This is a genomic window from Deinococcus sp. Leaf326 (assembly GCF_001424185.1).
Taxonomy (GTDB): Bacteria; Deinococcota; Deinococci; order Deinococcales; family Deinococcaceae; genus Deinococcus.
The window spans coordinates 356,595-375,339 of sequence record NZ_LMOM01000001.1 but is presented as its reverse complement, the minus strand read 5'-3'; the positions used below and the strand labels follow the sequence as shown (position 1 = coordinate 375,339).

Annotated in this window: 15 protein-coding genes; 7 read left to right on the top strand and 8 right to left on the bottom strand. The window is 69.5% G+C overall.

Going from position 1 to position 18,745, the window contains the following annotated elements:
- Positions 1-6: 6 nt before the first annotated feature.
- Positions 7-258: a hypothetical protein gene (locus ASF71_RS01900; protein WP_056293960.1), complete on the bottom strand. Its 252-nt coding sequence runs from the start codon at positions 256-258 to the stop codon at positions 7-9.
- Positions 259-337: 79 nt separating this feature from the next.
- On the opposite strand from ASF71_RS01900, the gene ASF71_RS01895 reads away from it, so the two are divergent.
- Positions 338-784, top strand: coding sequence for a hypothetical protein (locus ASF71_RS01895; protein WP_056293957.1), 447 nt, complete (start codon positions 338-340; stop codon positions 782-784).
- 69 nt (positions 785-853) lie between these two features.
- Here the strand turns inward: ASF71_RS01895 and ASF71_RS01890 are convergent, their stop codons facing one another.
- Positions 854-2,908, bottom strand: a complete 2,055-nt coding sequence (locus tag ASF71_RS01890; protein ID WP_056293954.1) for a thioredoxin domain-containing protein — start codon at positions 2,906-2,908, stop codon at positions 854-856.
- Between the two features lie 113 nt (positions 2,909-3,021).
- Between ASF71_RS01890 and ASF71_RS01885 the strand changes: the two genes are divergently transcribed.
- The gene (locus ASF71_RS01885; RefSeq protein WP_056293951.1) at positions 3,022-3,918 is read left to right on the top strand and encodes a transglutaminase family protein; all 897 of its coding nucleotides are present in this window, start codon (positions 3,022-3,024) and stop codon (positions 3,916-3,918) included.
- Positions 3,919-3,965: 47 nt separating this feature from the next.
- On the opposite strand, the gene ASF71_RS01880 is transcribed toward ASF71_RS01885, so the two are convergent.
- The 4 genes from ASF71_RS01880 to ASF71_RS01865 all read right to left on the bottom strand — a co-directional run bounded on the left by ASF71_RS01880 (position 3,966) and on the right by ASF71_RS01865 (position 7,623).
- Positions 3,966-5,102 carry an acyl-CoA dehydrogenase family protein gene (locus tag ASF71_RS01880; RefSeq protein ID WP_056293949.1) on the bottom strand — a complete coding sequence of 379 codons (1,137 nt, stop codon included), beginning with the start codon at positions 5,100-5,102 and terminating at the stop codon, positions 3,966-3,968.
- 126 nt (positions 5,103-5,228) lie between these two features.
- Positions 5,229-6,131: a DNA polymerase III subunit delta gene (gene holA, locus ASF71_RS01875; RefSeq protein WP_056293946.1), complete on the bottom strand. Its 903-nt coding sequence runs from the start codon at positions 6,129-6,131 to the stop codon at positions 5,229-5,231.
- Positions 6,122-6,952: a serine/threonine-protein kinase gene (locus ASF71_RS01870; RefSeq protein WP_056293943.1), complete on the bottom strand. Its 831-nt coding sequence runs from the start codon at positions 6,950-6,952 to the stop codon at positions 6,122-6,124. The genes holA and ASF71_RS01870 overlap by 10 nt, the downstream gene beginning before the upstream one ends.
- Positions 6,953-7,095: 143 nt before the next feature.
- Entirely contained in the window at positions 7,096-7,623 is a 528-nt protein-coding gene (locus tag ASF71_RS01865; protein ID WP_056293940.1) for a hypothetical protein, read from the bottom strand.
- Positions 7,624-7,746: 123 nt separating this feature from the next.
- Here ASF71_RS01865 and ASF71_RS01860 point away from each other — a divergent pair, with 123 nt between their 5' ends.
- From ASF71_RS01860 to ASF71_RS01845, 4 genes are all read left to right on the top strand, one after another.
- The gene (locus tag ASF71_RS01860; RefSeq protein WP_056295103.1) at positions 7,747-8,499 is read left to right on the top strand and encodes a fumarylacetoacetate hydrolase family protein; all 753 of its coding nucleotides are present in this window, start codon (positions 7,747-7,749) and stop codon (positions 8,497-8,499) included.
- A 113-nt stretch (positions 8,500-8,612) separates the two neighbouring features.
- Positions 8,613-9,875: a S41 family peptidase gene (locus tag ASF71_RS01855; protein ID WP_235514084.1), complete on the top strand. Its 1,263-nt coding sequence runs from the start codon at positions 8,613-8,615 to the stop codon at positions 9,873-9,875.
- Between the two features lie 215 nt (positions 9,876-10,090).
- The gene (locus ASF71_RS01850) at positions 10,091-12,334 is read left to right on the top strand and encodes an ATP-dependent Clp protease ATP-binding subunit (protein ID WP_056293937.1); all 2,244 of its coding nucleotides are present in this window, start codon (positions 10,091-10,093) and stop codon (positions 12,332-12,334) included.
- Positions 12,335-12,458: 124 nt separating this feature from the next.
- Positions 12,459-14,216 carry a C1 family peptidase gene (locus ASF71_RS01845; protein WP_082505309.1) on the top strand — a complete coding sequence of 586 codons (1,758 nt, stop codon included), beginning with the start codon at positions 12,459-12,461 and terminating at the stop codon, positions 14,214-14,216.
- A gap of 67 nt (positions 14,217-14,283) precedes the next feature.
- On the opposite strand, the gene ASF71_RS01840 is transcribed toward ASF71_RS01845, so the two are convergent.
- Positions 14,284-15,486 carry an acyl-CoA dehydrogenase family protein gene (locus tag ASF71_RS01840; RefSeq protein ID WP_056293932.1) on the bottom strand — a complete coding sequence of 401 codons (1,203 nt, stop codon included), beginning with the start codon at positions 15,484-15,486 and terminating at the stop codon, positions 14,284-14,286.
- 51 nt (positions 15,487-15,537) lie between these two features.
- The gene (locus ASF71_RS01835) at positions 15,538-17,217 is read right to left on the bottom strand and encodes an acyl-CoA carboxylase subunit beta (protein WP_056293929.1); all 1,680 of its coding nucleotides are present in this window, start codon (positions 17,215-17,217) and stop codon (positions 15,538-15,540) included.
- A gap of 165 nt (positions 17,218-17,382) precedes the next feature.
- Between ASF71_RS01835 and ASF71_RS01830 the strand changes: the two genes are divergently transcribed.
- Complete coding sequence (locus tag ASF71_RS01830) at positions 17,383-18,741, top strand: cytochrome P450 (protein WP_235514083.1); 1,359 nt, start codon at positions 17,383-17,385, stop codon at positions 18,739-18,741.
- Positions 18,742-18,745: the final 4 nt, after the last annotated feature.

The window sequence follows — 18,745 nt, the reverse complement described above, 5'->3', positions numbered from 1 at the left end:
GGGTGTTCAGAAGCCGCCGATCTGCCAGAGCAGCGCCAGCAGGGCAACGAGCGCCGTCACGCCCAGCACCCGCAACCCGGCTGGGGGCAGTCGCCACGTCGCCGCGAGGGCGAGCAGGCCCGCTGCCGCAAGACCCAGGTGCGCCGCGCCCTGCCCCTGGCTGCCCAGGCCGAAGGCATAGGCCAGGGTGTAGACCCCCAGCCCGGTCAGGACCAGCACCAGCACAGTGATCAGCACGCGCAGCAGGGTGGGATTCATTCCGTCTCCCTTCCCGGTCCCGGTCCGGGCGGGCCTCAAGTGTGGCACAGGTCTCATACGTCTCAGCTATGGTCCGGACATGCGACGCCTGCTGCCTCTCTTGACCCTTCCATTCCTGACCGGCTGCTTTCAGACCAGTGGCCCCAGTGTCCAGGCCGTCACCGTGACGGTGCCTGCCGCCGTGATCGCGGCCTGCGGCAGCGTGACCTGGAGCGACGCCGCAATTCCCTGGAAGGACGACCAGACCCTTGGAGACTCCGTGGCGCTGCGCTTCGACGGAGCCAGTCCCTCGGACCCCTCGCCGGACGGCCTGCTGGCCGGGCGCAGCCTGCACCTGTCCAAGACCGGCGGCTACACGGTCCTGAACACGCGCGCGACCCGCTTCACCAGCCTCGAATCCACCCTGAAGTGTGACAAGACCGGGCAGAGCGTGACCGCCCGTGCCGACCTCACCGGTGGACGCTCGGCTTTCACCACCCTGACCGTCACCAACGGTCAGCTTGCCGCGACTTGGACCCCGGGCTGAAGTTCGCCCGGAGTGGCCGCTGACGCTCAGAAGGAGCGCTCCCTGGGTGTCTATCCGCACTGACTGGGCTCAGCGACCGGCGAGTACCCCGAGCTGCCGTTCGAGTGTGGCCGGGTCGGGGGTCGGCAACTGGCAGGCGCGGTCTACACACACGTAGGCCTGCCCGCCGCCGGGGCGCGCCTCCAGCACCGGCAGGTCGCCGCCCGCCCCGGTGAAGGCCAGCGCCGTGAAGGGCAGGAAGTGCCGTGCCGCTGCCCGTTCCAGCGGCGCGCGCTCGGCCGGCGTACCCAGGATCGCCAGTTCGGTGTGTGGGGCCTCCAGGAAGGCCGCCGCCTGCCACAGCCCGCCGAAGCCCCCAGTGGCCGCCAGCATGTCGCCCGCGAAGCTCTGGACGGTGCGCCGGGCGATGTCCAGGGCCTCCGTATCCCCGAAATAGCGGTCCACCCACAGGGCGAGCAGGGCCGCCGCCGCGTTGTCCGACAGGACCGCCGAATCGAAGCCCTGCGCCTGCCGCGTGAGCAGGGGCTCGGCCCGGCCGCCCGCGCTGTGAAAAACCCCGGCCCTGTCGTCCCAGAAGTCCCGCCGCCCCACGGTCCACAGTTCGCGCGCCCAGTTCAGGTGCGCGAGGTCGCCGCCCGCCTGGAACAGCGCGACCAGCCCCAGCGCGTACAGCGCGTGGTCTTCGAGCAGGCCCTCGACCCGCGCCTGTCCGTCCTTGTAGGTGTGGCGCAGGGTGCCGTCGGGCAGCCGCAGTTCACGGCGCACGAATTCGGCGTTCCGGCGGGCCACCTCCAGATACTTGGCGTCGCCCAGGACACGCGCCGCGTCCGCGAAGGCCGCCAGCGCCAGCCCGTTCCAAGAGGTCAGCACCTTGTCGTCGGTCCCGGGCTGCGTGCGGGTCTGCCGCACGGCGAGAAGGTGGGTGCGGGCCGCTTCCAGCCGTGCGGGCACGTCCTCACCCAGCGTCGGCCCGAGGTCGCGAGCCAGCTGCTCCAAGGGCGTCGGCAGGTGCAGCACGCTCCGGCGCCCGTACTCCGGCTGGTGGGGGTCGAGAAAGTTGCCCGTCTCGGTCACGCCGTAGGCCCGTAGCGCGAGGTCGGCGTCCTCGCCGTCGCCCAGCGCGGCGCGGAATTCGGCCGGGGTCCAGGTGAAGGTCAGGCCCTCCACGCCGCCGTGTTCGGTGGGTGTATCGGCGTCCTGGGCGCTGAAGAAACCGCCCTCGGCCGAGAGCATCTCGCGTTCCAGATAGTTCAGAGTGCTGCGGGCGAGGGCGGCGAAGGCCCCGTCTCCACTGGCCTGGTAGGCCCGCAGCAGAGTGCGCGTGAGCTGCGCGTTATCGTAGAGCATCTTCTCGAAATGCGGCACGAGCCACTGCGCGTCCACGCTATAGCGGTGAAAGCCCCCGCCGAGCTGGTCGTGGATGCCTCCCACACCCATGCGCCGCAGGGTGTGCAGCGCCATGTCGCGCCCGCCCGGCTGTGTGAGTAGAAAGTCCAGCGTGGTGGGGGCGGGAAACTTGGGCGCCCCCCCGAAGCCGCCGAGGTCGGCGTCGTACACGCGGCGCAGGTGCTCGACGGCCAGTTCGGCCGCGTTCTCAGGCAGCGCTTCGTCGCTCCGGCGCGGCGCGCTCGCCTCCTGGATGTGGGCGGTGAGGGCCTGCGCGTTGCCGAGCATCTTGTCGCGCTGGGTGGCCCATGCGCCGCTCACGCTGCCCATCACGCGCCCGAAGCTGGCCATCCCCAGACCTTCGCGCGGTGGAAAGTAGGTGCCCGCATAGAAGGGCTCGGCGTCCGGCGTCAGGAACACGGTCATGGGCCAGCCGCCCTGGCCGGTCAGGGCCTGCGTGGCCGCCATATACACCGCGTCGATGTCGGGGCGCTCCTCGCGGTCCACCTTGATGTTCACGAAGCCGGCGTTCATCTGCGCGGCGGTCGCCTCGTTCTCGAAGCTCTCGTGCGCCATGACGTGGCACCAGTGACAGGTCGAGTAGCCCACTGAGAGTAGGACCGGCACGTCGCGGCGCCGGGCTTCCGCGAAGGCCTCCGGCGACCAGGGCCACCAGTCCACCGGGTTCCCGGCGTGCTGGCGCAGATACGGGCTGGATTCCTGAGCGAGGCGGTTCATGGCCTCAGCCTAGACCGGGGCAGGGCGCTGGAGGCTGAAGTTCCGTTGAGGTCCGGCCCGGTGAAATAGGCATCACATCTCATCCGGCTCCAGAAGCCTCACACTGTAGGGGTATGGCCCCGCACGATGCAGAGACTGCCCCGATTGACCGCCCCGTTCGTGTTCGTGCAGGCTTCTCCCTGACTTTCGATGTTCCCTTTCCCACGCCGATGCTCTTCGTCGTGCAGCCCCAGAGCCGTCTCGGCGCGACCGGCACCCGCCAGCGCATCGTCGACCAGAGGCCTCTGGGCGCGGCGCAGGGCATCCACACCTACACCGACGCGCACGGCAACCTTGTCTGGCGCATCCTGGCCCAGCCGGGCGTCTTCACCATCGGCCACGACCTGATCGCGGAGGTGAGCCGCGTGCCCGACCCCATCCTGCCGGGTCTGCGCAAGATGCGCGTCGAGGAACTGCCTGACGAGACCATCGGCTACCTGCTGCCGAGCCGCTACGTGGACAGCGACCTCGTGAGCGCCGAGGCCTGGGAGCGGTTCGGGCATATCCAGGGCGGCTGGGCGCAGGTGCAGGCCATCTGCGACCATCTGCAGGACCAGTGCGTGTACGGTTACGGCTCGAACTCCAGCACCACCGCCAAGCAGGCGCTCGACAGCGGCCGGGCGGTGTGCCGCGACTTCGCGCATATGGGCGTGGCGTTCTGCCGCGCGCTGAACATTCCGGCCCGCTACGTGTGCGGGTACATGCCCGACATCGACATCGTGCCCGACCCCGTGCCGATGGATTTTCACGCCTGGTTCGAGGCGTTCCTCGACGGCGAGTGGCGCACCTTCGACGCGCGCCACAACAAGCCGCGTACCGGCCGCGTCCTGATCGCCCAGGGCCGCGACGCTTCCGACGTGGCCTTCTCGACCACTTTCGGCAGCGCCCGCCTCACCCAGATGAAGGTCTGGGCCGACGAGACGGACGAGGCCAATACCCTGGACATCGAGCCGAACCCGCGCATCTTCTGAACACAGAGGTGAGGGGCTGATTCTGCGCCCCTCACCCTTTGCCGCGGTTACTTCAGCAGCGTCCGGCTGATGACGACCCGCTGGATCTCGTTCGTGCCCTCGTAGATCTGGTTGAGCTTCACGTCGCGCAGCAGTTTCTCGACCGGGTACTCGCCCACGTAGCCGTAACCGCCGTGAACCTGAATCGCCTCGTTGGCGGCGCTGAAGGCCATGTCCGAGCAGTACGCCTTGGCGATCGCACTCTCGAACCCGTGCGGTTGACCCTCGTCTACCAGCCACGCGGCCTTCTGGTACATCAGGCGGCCGGTCTCGATGCCCATCGCCATCTCGGCGAGTTTGAAGCTCACGCCCTGAAAGCTCGAAATCGGCTTGCCGAAGGCCTCGCGCTCCTTGGCGTACTTCACGCTCTCGTCCAGCGCGCGCCGGGCGATGCCCACCGAGCCAGCCGCAACCGGAATGCGCGTCTTATCGAGCGTCTTCATGGCGATGCGGAAGCCGTCGCCCAGGCCGCCCAGCTGGTTTTCGCGCGGCACACGGACATTCTCGAACACGAGTTCCGAGGTCAGGGAGGCGCGCTGGCCCATCTTGTGTCCGATCTTGTGATACGAGAATCCGGGCGCGTCTTTGGGCACCACGAGCGCCACGGTCGCGGCATGTCCGCCGCCGCGCTCGGTCGTGGCGAAGACGACCGTGATCTCGGCCACGCCCCCGTTGGAGATCCACATCTTCGTGCCGTTGATGACCCACTCGTCGCCGTCGAGGACCGCCGTGGTCTGCATGTTGGCGGCGTCCGACCCGTTGCCCGGCTCCGAAAGCGCGAAGGCGGCGAGGCTGGCCTTCTCGGTCATCGGCCCGAGAAAGCGCTTCTGCTGCTCAGGCGTCGCGCCCACGAGCAGCGGCGTGATGCCGAGTTCGGAGGCCATCAGCACCGTATAGATGCCCATGCAGCCGTAGGCGAGCTCCTCACCGATCAGGCACTCGTCGAGCATCCCCAGGCCCAGGCCGCCTGCATGTTCGGGGATGGCGGTGTTCAGCAGCCCGACCTCGAAGGCCTTGTCCACCACGGGCCACGGCAGCTCTTCCTTGCGGTCGTACTCGGCCGCCACCGGGATGATCTCGCGGCGGGCGAAATCGCGCGCGAGCTGTTGCAACTGACGTTGTTCATCGGACAGCGTAAACTCCATGACCACTCCTGGGGCCACCCCGACTGGGTGGCGTCTGGTTTTGAACTGGGTTCAATTTTAGCAGGAGATCGAGCGGCCGGTGTGTGACCCCGGCGCAGGTCCTCGCCGGCAGGGCCGAGGTCCCGGTTACACGCTGAGCTGGATGATGAGGCGTTCGAGCGCCGCGCCTGCGTCCTGGCCGCGCTTCATGGCGAGGTCAGCGTCGAGGATGCGGGTCAGGTGGCCGCGAATCTTACTTTCGTTCAATCGGCGCGCGACCTCCAGCGCCTTCTTGACCGGGTAGGGTTTGGCGCCCAGGCGGGTGGCGGCGGTCGTCTCGGTCATCCGGCCTTCTTCCTGAAGCAGGGCCACGCAGCGCGCGATCAGGCTGTACTGCCACACGACCGCGCCCATCAGCCGGAAGGGGTCCTCGCCCGAGGCGAGCAGGCGCCGCAGCTGGGTCAGGGCCTCGCCAGGCCGGCCCGCCGTCGCAGCGCCCAGCATGGCGAAGGAGTCGCCGGGTGGCTCGCGGCCCACCACACGGGCCACCTCTTCGCGGCCCAGTGGCCCGTCAAGGAGGGTCAGCTTGTTCAGCTCGCCCGCGATGCCTGCGAGGTCGGCGCCGAACACTTCGGCCAGATAGGCGGCGGCGGCGGGGTCCAGCGCCAGCTTCTGCTTTTTGGCTCGGGCCACGACCCAGCCGGTTACGTCGCCGGGTTTGCTGGGCGCGGGCGACACGATGACCTCGCCCGATTTCTCGTAGAGCTTCAGGCGCGTGGCGGGCGGCACCTCGTCGAGAATGGCGACCGTCACCGCCGCACCCGCAAGCAGTTCCAGCAGCGCCTTGTCGGGCTTGAGGCCCTCGAAGTCCACGACCACGCCGCCGTCTCCGAACAGCCCCGGCGACAGGTGGGGACCAAGCTGCTCGGCGCTCACGTCCTCGCCGCCCAGGCGGGGAAAGTCTCGGGGCGAGAACCCCCGCGCCCGGAGGGTGTCGCGCAGCGTCTCGTCGGCCAGAAAGCGGTTGCCAGTGAAGGCGATTATCGCCATGGCAGGTCCGGCAGGCCCAGCACGTCCTGCGCCGACAGCTCCGGCAGGCCCAGCAGGCCCCGCGCCCGGTTCAGGCACGCCTGCAACTCCCGGATCTCGGCCGTGCGCCTCGCCGGGTCGCGCTGCAGCGTGCGTCCAAAAAAGGTGTGCAGCGCGTCCGGGCCGGGCAGCTCGGGGTCGGGCTGGGTCCGGCCCAGCAGCCACGCCAGGGCGTCCTTGTGGGGCGGCTCGCCCGCCACGCAGTCGAACAGCAGGGCGCCGACCGAGTACAGGTCGCTGCGCGGGTCGCCGCGCACCCCCCCGAACTGCTCGGGCGCCATGAACTGCGGCGTGCCCATCCGCAGGTTTTCGGCGCCGTCCGGCAGGTCCTGAAGGTGGCTCATGCCGAAATCGATGAGGCGCACGGCCCCCGCCTCCGCGCGGCCCCCCTCCAGCATCACGTTCTCGGGCTTGAGGTCATGGTGCGTGATCCCGCGGCCGTGCAGATACGCCAGGGCTTCGAGAATGCCCCAGGCGACAGAGGTGGCCTCGTCTGGGGACAACGGACCCTGTTCGAGCAGGTCCCGCAGGCTCCGGCCCTCGATCCAGGGATAGACGAGCTGGGTAGCTGTGCGGACGAGCAGGGGCACAACCAGGGGATGACATACCCGCGAGGCGATCTCGCCCTCCTGCCAGAAGCGGCGGACCGTAGCAGGCGAGTGGCTCTCGCGTGTCTTGATGAAGACCGGTCGCCGGCGCCAGCTCGCCCCTTCACAGCGCAGGCCGCCGCTGCGGTAGAGCAGCCGGGGCTGGGTCACGTCCAGATGAGGGGCGGGCGACATTCGGTCATTCTAAAGGCTGCTCTCTGAACCGAGTCCGGGCTGTCTCGCAATTGCCGATGACACCGCCAAATCGCGGTTCTGGCAAGCATATGGGAGCAGCGTGCTGGCGCGGTGGGTCCTGAATCATCCGGGCTGGGACGGCCTCAGTTCAGCCGGACGCTACCGGTCAGGGTACGGATGACCGCCTCATTGCGCGAGTAGTCCTTGACGTTGCCGGCGATGGTGAGGACGAGCACACGCCCACCCACGCTCGTCATCATCAGCTCGCGGCGCAGGTCGTCGCCCTGGCCGGGCGTGGTGAACACGAACTGGGCCCACGGCGAGCCCCCCACCTGGACCAGGCCGGCCTTGAGGCTCTTGATGCCCGGCACCTGCGAGCGGATGACGGTCGGGAACTGGGTGATCAGCTTCTCGACCTCGTTGGGAGCCAGCTTGCCGTCCCGCCACTCGAAAGCCACGCTGACCTTGCGGTCCTCGGTCATGAACACGGCGTCGGGGCGGCCGGCGGCCGAGGGAAAGGCGCTGCGGATGCCGGCGTCGGTGAGGGTGAGCAGCTTGGCGCTGGGTTCGACCGACACGGGCAGGTTGCTGAGCTTGACCGGCGCCGCCAGGGCCGGAGCCAGGAGGCTCAGCCCGGTCAGGAGACCGAGGGACACGGAGTGGCGCTTCATCACGGTCAACCTACCCCCAGGAGCCGGCCTGCTTATGAAGTCCACATGAGGAACATGGTCCGGCGCGTCAAGTCCGCGTCAGTCTGGTTCGGCCGGGCGGAGGCCGCAGGCTATGCTGAGCCCATGCAACTCGTCAGGGTACTCGATCAGGAAACGGCGCGCTGGGGTCAACTCGAGGGTGCGACGGTGCATTTTACGCAGGGCATGGGCGGCGCGCGTGACGGCTCCTCGGCGCCGCTGGATACTCTCACGCTGCTGGCTCCCGCCGAAGCGGGCAAGGTCGTATGTGTGGGGCGCAACTACCTCGACCACATCCGCGAACTGGGCAACGACACGGCCGGGCTGCCGCAGGAGCCGGGCATCTTCCTCAAGGGGGCCAACACGCTGGCCGAGCCGGGCGGCGTCGTCGAGTACCCGGCGTGGACCGAGAACTTTCACTTCGAGGGCGAACTCGCGCTTGTGATCGGGCAGCGGGCCCGCGACCTCAAGCCCGATACCGCTCTGGCCGCCGTGCTGGGCTACACCTGCGCGCTGGACCTGACGGCCCGCGACCTCCAGAAGACCGACCTCCAGTGGTTCCGGGCCAAGGCCGCCGACCGTTTCTGCCCCCTGGGGCCGTGGCTGGAGACCGACCTGAACCCCACCGACCTGCGTGTGCAGACCCGCGTGAACGGCCAGACGCGTCAGGACGGCCGGACCAGTCTCATGATCTTCGACGTGGTGCAGATCCTCGTGTACATCACCCGGTACGTCACGCTGGAGCCGGGCGACGTGGTGCTGACCGGCACGCCCGAGGGCGTCGGGCCGCTCTCGCGCGGTGATACGGTCGAGGTCGAGGTCGAGGGTGTGGGCATCCTGCGGACCCTGATCGGCTGAGGCGGGACTCCGGCGGGCCGGGACCGCCGCAGGTCAGCCCTCTGGCGGAGAGGAGAGCGCAAATCCACCTTTCGACCCTCTCTCGCCCGGGCGCGGCGCGCTAGCCTGAGGGCGTGCCCACGCCGCGCCGCGCCCTCCTGCTGGCCCTGCTCTCCCTGCCGCTGGCAGGGGGCGCCCTCGCCAGTCCGGCCACCGACCTCTACAGCGCGGCCACGCGGGCGGTGAACGACAGCTACTACGGGTGGGCCACGCAGAATTTCAGTCTGCTGGCCGGCGAGTACGCTCAGAAGCTCTCGGACCGCTGCGCGCCGCAGGGTGAGGCCTGCGACTACGCCACCGGTCGCGCGGTGCTGGGGGACCTGTTCAAGACTTTTGGGGACGACCACACGAACGTGCGCGACCCCGAGGGCGCCGAGCGGCTGCGTGAGATCTCCCAGAACCTCGCTGTGCAGCGTACCGGTCTGCGCGCCGTGCGTGCCGAGGGCGGCCTTCTGGTCGTGTCGGTCTCGCCCGGCAGCCCGGCCGAACGCGCGGGCCTGCGCCGTTTCGACCTCCTGGAGACCGTTCAGGGGCAGGCGGCGGGCCGGCGGGACGGGCAGAGCGCGCCGGTCGGCCCGAACGAGTTCGTGCGGCTCGAACGCGCCAGCGAGCCCATTGAGGTGACGGTGCGGCGGGCCGGCGCGCCCGCCCAGACCTTCAGCCTGATCACTGCCCGTCTCCAGGCCCGCGACGTGCCGACGCTGAGCTGGGCAGGCGCGGACGGCAAGGTGGCCGTCATCGACTTCCCCACCTTCTTGCCCGACGACTCGGCGCGGCAGTTCCTGGCGCGGGTGCGTGAGGCGCAGGCGGCCGGGGCCCGCGCCCTGGTGGTGGACCTGCGCTACAACGGCGGCGGCAGTCTGAACCAGTGTGTGGCGGCCGCGAGCATCTACGGCCCGGTGGTCTACAAGACGCAGTTCCGGGTGGGCGGCTTCACCTACACCGGCCTGAACGGAGAAGAGGGCCGGTATCTCGATACGCTGTTCGCCGGGCCGGACATGCGGGTCTGGACCGGGCCCTCGGCGGTACTTGTCGGCCCGAACACGGCCTCGTGCGCCGAGGTGTTCAGCGTGTATGCGCAGCGTGCCGGGGCGCGCGTGGTGGGGGAGACGACTAGGGGCGTGGGCAACAGCGGCGTGGTGTTTCAGAACCTGCCCGACGGCGGCGTGCTGGCCGTGACGGTGCTGCGGGCCTACGGCCGCGACGATCAGCCCCTGCCGGAACGCATGACGCCCGAGCTCGCGGCGGCGACCGACCTGGACGCCCTGATCACGCGCGGTGAGGACACGGTCCTGAACGTGGCCCTGGGGACCCTGGCGCCGGCGGCGCACAAATGACGCCCGCGGCCCACCCCCCGTTTCCAGGCCCCGACAAAGGTAAGACTAGGCGCGCTCCGTCTCACCCGGCGGCGCTATCCTGACGGCGTGCCACATCCTGCCTGGTTCGGCCCAGTCCGCGTGAGACGGGGGAGGGGAACTCTTCCGTCCCGCGCCGCCCGGCCGGGCAGGTCTCTTCTCGACGCCGACACGCACCCATCTCAGGGGGAAGCCACATGACCAACCGATACGACGACCGCGCCCGCCTGGTGTTTCATTACGCCCGCGAGGAGGGCAACCGCCTGGGCCACGCGATGGTTGGCCCGGAACACCTGCTGCTGGGTCTGATGCGAGAGGGCGGCACCGCCGCCGGCATCCTCGGCGAATTCGGAGCGTCCCTGGACGGCCTGCGCCGCCGCGTCGAGGAGATCATCGGACGCGGCGAGGGCAACCGCCTCAACGACGCTCCCAGCATCACCCCACGTGCCCGGCGCGTCATGGAACTCGCGAGCAGCGAGGCCCGTGGTCTGGGCGCCCAGGTGACCTCGACCGAGCACATCCTGCTGGGCATCATCCGCGAGGGTGACGGCGTGGCCTTCCGCATCCTGCAGGAACTGACCAAGGACGTGGACACGATCCGCTGGCGCATCCTCGCCCAGGGAGAGCAGACCGGCGGCAAGCCGGCCAAACCGGTCGCTACGCCTTTCCTGGACGAATACGGCCGCGACCTGACGAAGTGGGCGCGCGAGGGCAAACTCGACCCCGTGATCGGGCGCAGCGAGGAAATCCGCCGCGTCACGCAGATCCTGACCCGCCGCACCAAGAACAACCCAGTCCTCATCGGGGACCCCGGCGTGGGCAAGACCGCCATCGTAGAGGGCCTCGCGCTCGCCATCCATGAGAAGCGCACCCCGCCCAACCTGCACAACGTCCGGCTGGTCAGCCTCGACCTGAGCGGCGTCGTCGCGGGGACCAAGTACCGCGGCGAGTTCGAGGAACGCCTGCGCCAGATCATCGAGGAACTGCGCAACGCCAAGGTGATGGCCTTCATTGATGAGTTGCACACCCTGGTCGGGGCGGGCGGCGCCGAGGGGACGCTGGACGCCGCGAACATTCTCAAGCCCGCCCTGTCACGCGGCGAGATTCAGGTGATCGGCGCGACGACCACGGGCGAGTACCACCGCTACATCGAAAAGGACGCCGCCCTGGAGCGCCGGTTCCAGCCGGTGATCGTGCTGGAGCCCAGCCCTGCCGAGACCCTCCAGATCTTGCGAGGGCTGCGGCCCAAGTACGAGGAGCACCACGGCGTCCAGATTCCCGACAACGCCCTGGAACTCGCCGTGCGTATCGGTGAACGCAGCCTGCCGGGGCGCAACTTCCCCGACAAGGCCATTGACCTCATCGACGAAGCGGCCAGCCGCGTGCGCCTGAACATGAGCGTGGGCCTGCCCATCGCCGAGAACGAGGACGGCGAGCCAGTCGTGACCCGTGAGGACATGGAGGCCGTCATCAACTCGATGGGCGGCATCTACAGCGAGGAGACGGCCGCGCAACTGGGCGACCTCGACCAGAACCTGCAGGATCAGGTGTACGGACAGCCCGAGGCCATCAAGGCCCTGAGTTCGGCGCTGCGCCGCGCCCGCGTGGGCCTGGGCGGGCGCACCCGCGTCGCCGCGAGCTTCCTATTTGTCGGCCCGAGCGGCGTCGGCAAGACCCACCTTGCCAAGGCGCTGGCCCGCAGCCTCTTCGGCAGCGAGCGCGCCCTGATCCGGGTGGACATGTCCGAGTTCCAGGAGTCGCACAGTGTCTCCAAGCTCATCGGGTCGCCCCCCGGCTATGTGGGCTTCGAGCAGGGCGGCCGCCTGACTGAGGCCGTGCGCCGTCAGCCCTTCTCGGTGATCCTGCTCGACGAGATCGAGAAGGCGCACCCGGACGTGTACAACACCTTCCTTCAGGTGCTTGACGACGGCCGCCTGACCGACGGCCTGGGCCGCACGGTGGACTTCCGGCGCACGATCATCATCATGACGAGCAATACCGGCTTCAATGTCAACCCCACGGTGGGCTTCTCGCCGGTCACGCCCGACAACAACGCGCCGCTGCGGCACATCTTCACGCCAGAGTTCCTCGATCGCCTCGACGACGTGATCCGGTTCCGCTCGCTGGGTGAGGAGGAACTCGTGCGGGTGGCCCAGCAGCTCATGGGCGAGATGCGTGAGGAACTCGCCAGCCGCGAGCTGAACGTCACCTTCGATCCCGCCATCGCCGCGTGGCTGGTCGGCAAGCTCAAGGCCCGCAGCCCCAAGCACGCGGTCGGCAGCAGCCGGCAGCTGCGGACCCTGGTGCGCGAGGAGATCGAGGACCCGCTGGCCCTGGAGCTCATCGGCAGCGGCAGCGAGGAAGTGCGCGTGGTTCTCGGCGAGAACGGCGTTGCCTTCGAGAGAGGCGAGCAGGCCGTTCCCCGTCAGATTCTGGCCTGACCGTCCCCCCAGAATCGGCCTCAGCTAGCCCCTTCCCCCAGCGGGAAGGGTTTTTTCTGGGCCGCCCCCCTGAAACGCCCGTGCAACGCCCACCCGCGCACCATGCCGCGCAGGGGGAAACACCATGAACAGGAAACGGTTGAGCGGACTGGCAGTGACACTGGCCCTGGTACTGGCGGCGTGCGGTGGCGGGAGCGGGGGAGGCGGCACCACTCCGCCCGACCCGGTGGACGGCCTGAGCGCCGAGCAGCGCGCGACCCTGCAGGCGGGGCCGGTGGTAGACCCAGCGGCCATTCCCGACTGGGCGCAGACGGTAGACGCCGCGAGCTTGGCCGACGCGGTCTCCAGTGGGCAGTTCCGGTACGTGACCTCGGAGGAACTGCGCCGGCGCGACACCGGGGCGGCGCAGCGCGCCGAGGCCTGGAAGGGTGAGATTTCGCGGCTTGACCCGGTTCTGCTGGGAGTACTGGGCGACCTGAGCGGGACGCCGGGCGACACCGAAACCCTGAAGATGCCCGGCGATGGGGGAGTGGGCACCGTGAGAATCAACCGCCCCGTGACCGAGCTGCCCGGCTACGTCGTGGCGCTGCGGGCCCTGGCCGATGTGACCGTGCAGCGCCCGGCCTATGCCAGCGACTACCAAGTGTTGCAGGACGCGGCGGCGCGGAGCGGCGTGGACCTGCGCCCCTACGAACTGGTCGATCCGGGCCGGCTGGAAAGCGCTGACCTGGAGACGGTGAACGCCGCCCGTGCCCGCCTGGAGACGGCGGTCAACCGCGTGGGCGGCAACCTGAAGTCCTCGGCGCGCGAGCTCAAGTCGCTGTCGGGACAGACGCTGTCGGCCCTGTCGCTCGACAACCCCACCGAGGAAGAAGGGGCCATCAACATCTTCGGCAAGGGCTACTACGACCGCGCGGGCAGCAAGGGCCGCTGCGAGGGCTGGAGCAGCACCGGCCTGTACCACTACGCCGGCTTCCTGCCCAGTGCCGCGCGCTGGACGGCCGTCAAGGCGCAGGGCAACCGGGGGACGTGCTGGGCCTTCGCGCTGACCGCCTTCCTGGAGGACCGCAAGGCTCAGGCCACGGGCAAACGATGGAACTTCAGCGAGCAGGCCACCAACGCCTTCGTGAAGTACGACGTGAACCGCCAGGACGGCACGCTGCTGGCCCAGGCCGCCAGCGACGGCGAGGATACCATCGCCGCCTTCAAGGCCGTGTTCGACCGCCGCTACAGCCCGGTGCTGGAGACGTCGTGGTACTACAACGCGGGGGCGCAGTGGCCCGGCGTGCCCACAGGCCAGACCCAGACCTACGCCGGGGTGTGCAAGGGCTACGACGCGACCTTCGCCAAGGTGGCCGGCAAGTATCAGACCTGGTGCAGCGAGACGAGCCACGAGTATCCGGTCTTCTGCGTGAATGCCGGGTTCAAGGTCTGCGCGGTCCTGAACGTCGCGGGCAACACCAACCTGTACGCCGCGCAACCGGTCAACTGGGGCAGCAAGGTAGACGCCTGGTACCGCCCGCAGACCACCTCGGCCAACGCGTCGGCCAACACCACGCGCATCCAGAACTACGCGATGGCCTCCTGGACGGCCCCGGTGGTCATCTCAGTGGATTCACGTTACCTGCAACCCGATGCCTCGGGCTTCGTGCCCGACCTCCCGGTCAGTGTGGCGCCCGGCAGCAACCACGCTGTCGTGCTCGTGGACTACCTGAGCGAAGCCGAGACGAAGCAGTACCTGCCGCAGAACCGCTGGACCACGGGCGGTTACCTCGTGATCCGCAATTCCTGGGGCGACTGCTGGGGTGACTCGGGCTTCGCCTACGTGCCCCTGAACTGGGCCAAGAAGTACACCTTCAAGTACGCGCGGGTCGTGGACTGAGGCGACGGGCGCAGGCTGTTCGCGTCGCAGGGCAGCTCCATCCAGGAAGAAGCTGCCCTGCCACCACTTACAGGGCGAAGCGCTTGAGGACGTCGCGGCTGATGACCAGACGCTGCACCTCGTCGGTGCCCTCGCCGATGCGGGTCAGGCGGTTGTCGCGCCAGAAGCGCTCGACGGGGTATTCCTTGACGTAGCCGTAGCCGCCGAGCATCTGGATCGCCTCGTCGCAGGCCTCCACGCCGACCGTCGTGGCGAACAGCTTGGCGCGGGCGACGGGCACGGTGAAGTTCTGCCCCGCGTCCTTGAGGTCGGCAGCCTTGCGGATGAGCAGCCGGGCCGCTTCCAGCCGGGTGTCGAGGTCGGCCAGCCGGAAGGCGAGGTTCTGGTTGTGGGCGATGGGTTTGCCGAACTGCTCGCGCCCCAGCGTGTAGCGCGAGGCGTACTCGAAGGCGGCGCGTCCCAGGCCCAGGCCCATCGCGGCGATGCCCACCCGGCCGCCGTCGAGTACGCGCATCACGTCCTTGAAGGCGTTGCCGCGCTCGCCGAGCAGGGCGTCGGCGGGCAGATGAATGTCCTCGAAGATGAGCTGGGCCGTGTCGCTGGAGCGCAGGCCGAGCTTGTCTTCCTTACGGCCGATGGAAAAGCCCTGCACCTCGTCGCGGTTGAACACGAACGCGCTGATGCCGTCGTTCTTGCTCTTGCCCGCACGGGCCGGGTCGGTGCGCGCCAGCACGACGTAGGTGCCGCCCACGCTGCCCTGCGTGATGAAGTTCTTCGAGCCGTTCAGGACCCACGAGCCGTCGGGCTGCTCGGCGGCGCGCGAGGCCATACCGCCGCTGTCGCTACCGCTGCCGGGTTCGGTCAGGCCCCAGGCGCCGAGTTTGCGCGCGCTGGCGAGGTCGGGCAGCAACTTGCGTTTCTGCGCTTCGGTCCCGCCGATCAGGATGTGGCCCTGGCACAGCGAGTTGTGAGAGGCGACCGTCAGGCACAGGCTGCCGTCCACCGCCGCGATCTCCTCGATGATCATGGCGAAGGTGGCCGTGTCCAGTTCCGAGCCGCCGTAGGCCTCGGGCGTCTGCGCGCCCATGATGCCCAGTTCGCCCAGCCCGCGCACGATGTCGTGCGGAAATTCGCCGGTCTGGTCGCGTTCGGCCGCGCCGGGCTCCACGCGGTCTTTGAGGAAGCTCCGCAGCGCCGACAAGATGGTGCGCTGGTCGCCGGTCTGGGGGGTCACGTTGGGGTTGGTGGGGGGGGTCAGGGTGCTCGTCATGGGGGGCCTCCGGCGGGAAAGTGGGGTAGAGAACGCGGGGAAAAGAGAGGGCTAGACCTGGAAGACGCCCACCTTGAACTCCTCCTGGCGGGGGTTCTGGGCGCAGGCCTCCAGCGCGCGGATGAGGCGCTCGCGGGTGTCGTTGGGCGCGATGATCTCGTCGACCCACAGCCGCGCGGCGGCGTAGCGGGGGTCGAGCTCGGTGTCGTACTTGGCTTTGACCTCGGCGTACAGGCGGGCGAGTTCCTCGTCGTCGGGTTCGTGGCCCGCACGCTTCAGGGCCGCGAGCTGGATGTCGAGCAGGGTCTTGGCCGCCGCGTTGCCGCTCATCACGGCGTACTTGGCGCTGGGCCACGCGAACAGGAACCGTGGGCCGTAGGCCTTGCCGTTCATGGCGTAGTTACCTGCCCCGAAACTGCCGCCCGTGATCACGGTGATCTTGGGCACCACGCTGTTGCTCACGGCGTTGACCAGCTTGGCGCCCCGGCGGATGATGCCTTCTTGCTCGCTGTCGCGGCCCACCATGAAGCCGGTCACGTCCGACAGGAAGATCAGCGGCACGCCCGCCTGGTTGGCGTCGAGGATGAAACGGGCCGCCTTGTCGGCGCTGTCGCCGTAGATGACGCCGCCGACCTCAATGCGTGAGCGCAGGCCCGGCTCGCCCCCGGCCTTGAGCTTCTTCTTGATGACGGTCCGCTGGTTCGCCACGAAGCCCACCGGGTAGCCGCCCACCCGCGCGAAGCCACACACCAGGGTCTCGCCGTACTCGGCCTTGAACTCGTGGAAGCTCTCCTGGCCGTCCGGGCCGCCGTCGACCAACGCCTTGATCAGGTCGCGCACGTCGTAGGGCTTGTTGCCGCCGAAGTCCACAAGTTCGGTCAGGTCGCGCTCCGGGGCGGGGACCACCTCACGTCGCCGCCGGGCGAAGGGGGCGAGGTCGCCCTGCGCGTACAGGTCGGCCAGGGCGCGCAGGCGCTCCAGCGCGGCCATGTCGTCTTTTTCTCTGTAGTCCACCGTGCCGGCGATAGCGGCGTGCATAGCGGCCCCGCCCAGGTCCTCCGAGTCCACGACCTGCCCGATGGCTGCGCGCACCAGGGCCGGTCCGGCGAGGTACAGACCCGAGCCCTCGGTCATGATGACCGTGTCGCACATGACCGGCAGGTACGCCCCGCCCGCCACGCAGTTGCCCATGATCGCCGCGACCTGCGGGATGCCCAGCGCCGACATCCGCGCGTTGAGGTAAAACACCCGCCCGAAGTCGTCCTGGTCGGGGAAGATCTCGTCCTGCATCGGCAGGTACACGCCGGCCGAGTCCACCAGGTACGCTACCGGCAGCGCGTTTTCCAGGGCGATGGTCTGCGCCCGGATCACCTTCTTGGCCGTGATGGGAAAAAAGGCCCCCGCCTTGACGGTCGCGTCGTTGGCGACCAACATCCACGGCCGCCCCGCGACGGTGCCTATGCCGGTGACGACGCCGCCCGAAGGGCAGCCCCCCGCTTCCGGGTACATGTCCCAGCCGGCGAAGGTCATGAGTTCGTCGAAGGGGGTGCCGGGGTCTACGAGGCGGGCGACGCGCTCGCGGGCCGTCAGCCGGCCCTTGTCGTGCTGCCGGGCCTGGGCCTTGGCTCCGCCCCCGGTCTGGACGCGGGCGCGGTCGGTATCGAGGCGGGCCTGGGCCTCGGCCCAGACAGAGGCCGACGACGCCGCGGCGTTGGAATCGGTTACGGTCATGTGTGGCCCCAGCATAGCAAAAGAGACTAACGAACGCCCGTTAGGTTGATGGCCTGGGGTCAGGGGTCGGGCAGTTGGAGCATGGGCACGCCTGCGCCGACGCTGAGCCGGGAGGGACGGCGGGGCTGCCTTTCGCTGGCCGGCCCTCCGGGCGCACAATGGCGCATGCTTCAGCGCCCCCTGCTCCAGGCCCGCAAGGCCCCGAACTGGCCTGCCGGTCCCCGTGGCCACGCCCTGCTGGGCAGCCTGCCCGAACTGCGCACGGACGCGCTGGGTTACCTGCGTCACGTGCGCGCGGCCTACGGTGACCTGTTCCGGATGCGCCTGGGGCCGCGCAACGTGCTCATGGTCTGTGAACCGGCTGCGGCGCGCGAGGTCCTCGTGGCGCAGGCAGGACGTTTCCGTAAAGGCCGGGGGATCCAGAAGCTGCGGGACACGCTGGGTGACGGCCTGCTCACGGCCGACGGCGAGACCTGGCGCACGCACCGCCGCCTGATGCAGCCCGCCTTTCACCGCGCGGCGCTGGACCGCCTCTCGGACGAGATCGTGGGGGCAACTGCTCCGTTGCTCGCGCGCCTGGCCTCAGCGCGGTCGGGGGGGCAGGAGGTCGAACTCGGGGCTGAGATGCTGCACGTCACGCTACGGGCGGTGGCAGCAGCGCTCTTTGGCACGGCATTGCGTGACGAGGACCTGCGGGTGGTCGAGCGCGAGCTGCCGCCCGTGCTGGAACACGCGACCGCCCGCACCCGCGCAGTGCTTGATCTGGAGGTGCTGCCCACTCCGGCTGCCCGGCGGGCCAGGGCCTCGGGCGCGGCGCTGGACGCCGTGGTGGGCCGCATCATCGCCGAGCGCCGGGCCGCCGCGTCGGCGGGCGACGACCTGCTGGGTCTGCTGCTCGCCGCCCGCGACGAGGAGGGCGGCCGCCTGAGCGACGCCGAGCTGCGCGACGAGGTGATGACCCTGTTCCTGGCCGGTCACGAGACGACCGCCACGCTGCTCACCTTCCTGCTGCTCGAGCTGTCGCGCTCGCCCGAGTGGCGGTGCCGGGTACAGACCGAGGTGCGCGCGGTCCTCGGGGACCGGACACCCACCGCCGCCGACCTGCGCGCCCTGCCGCTGCTCGGGGCGTGCATCCAGGAGGCGCTGCGGCTCTATCCGCCCGCATGGCTGCTGCCCCGGCAGGCGACCGCGCCCGCGACCGTGGGCGGCTACGCCGTGTCGCCGGACGACAACGTCAGCGTGAATATCTTCCTCATCCAGCGCAGCGCCCGCTTCTGGCCTCGGCCCGACACCTTTGACCCCGGTCGCTGGCTGGAGGGCGCCCGGATGCCCGACGCCTTCATGCCCTTCGGAGCGGGGGCCAGGATGTGCATCGGCAACCACCTCGCGCTGCTCGAGGCCACCCTGATCTCGGCGCTCGTGCTGCGCGACTTCACGCTTGACGTTCCCGGCGGCGGGCCGACCACATTGCAGGCCGGCGTGACCCTCAAGCCCGGCGGGCCGGTGTGCGCGCGCGTGGGCTGAGTCC